Here is a 711-nt window from a genome sequence, read left to right on the forward strand (position 1 = left end):
CCGACGGCCGCCATCAGTGATGATCTCTATCTCAGACATAAGCACGTGCTCAGGCATATGCCTAAGCCTCCATGGCTGTGCTCAAGTGTCCGGTCGAAACGGGGGCCAATTCACCCAGCTAAACGAGGCACGGAGCGTGTCCGAAACGTGGATTCTGACTTCCCGAGCTTACGGTGGGCGCCCTATCACCTTCGACTGGTTTGTTTTGGCGTTGTCTTGGCTCTATGCAGTCAATGCCATCGACTATGATAGCTGGGGCCTGATTACGCGGAGTGCGCAACCGTGATACTTTCGGTTACTAGCTCATTGCCGAAGTTCAAGATTCTGAAGTTTCACAGCGGTTTGAACATCCTACTGGCCGACACCACGGATGCCGCAGCCCCCGGCAACGCGCGCAACAGCGCCGGAAAGACCAGCTTTGTGTTCAGATCGTAGATTTCCTCTTGGGAGCTTCAGCGGGCACTGACTCTCTGTTTCGCTCAGCGGAGTTGGTCGACGCTGAGTTCACCGGCGTTTTCCGGATCCGTGACCAGATGGTGACTGTAAGCCGATCGGGTGCAGAGCATGGGAAGCTTTTCCTTCTGGGAGAGAATGGCCGTACGGCTCCGGGGAGGGCCGTCTGACGCTGGGGTGCCTTTCGGTTTAGAGGCGACCTTATGGCCGACCTTAAGTTCAGACCCGAGATCGAGATCCTCCACGCTTCCGACGTCG

Annotated in this window: 2 protein-coding genes; one reads left to right on the forward strand and one right to left on the reverse strand. The window is 56.8% G+C overall.

Annotated features, from left to right (window positions below; translation table 11 throughout):
• Positions 1-19: 19 nt before the first annotated feature.
• Complete coding sequence (locus ACLJK8_RS23045; protein WP_413152712.1) at positions 20-286, forward strand: ABC-three component system middle component 6; 267 nt, start codon at positions 20-22, stop codon at positions 284-286.
• A 193-nt stretch (positions 287-479) separates the two neighbouring features.
• Here ACLJK8_RS23045 and ACLJK8_RS23050 read toward each other — a convergent pair.
• Positions 480-711 (reverse strand): hypothetical protein (locus ACLJK8_RS23050; protein ID WP_413152711.1); only part of this gene is annotated, 232 nt, incomplete at its 5' end.

Origin of the sequence: Amaricoccus sp. W119 (assembly GCF_047275745.1) — a bacterium.
In the GTDB taxonomy this organism is placed as follows: Bacteria; Pseudomonadota; Alphaproteobacteria; order Rhodobacterales; family Rhodobacteraceae; genus Amaricoccus.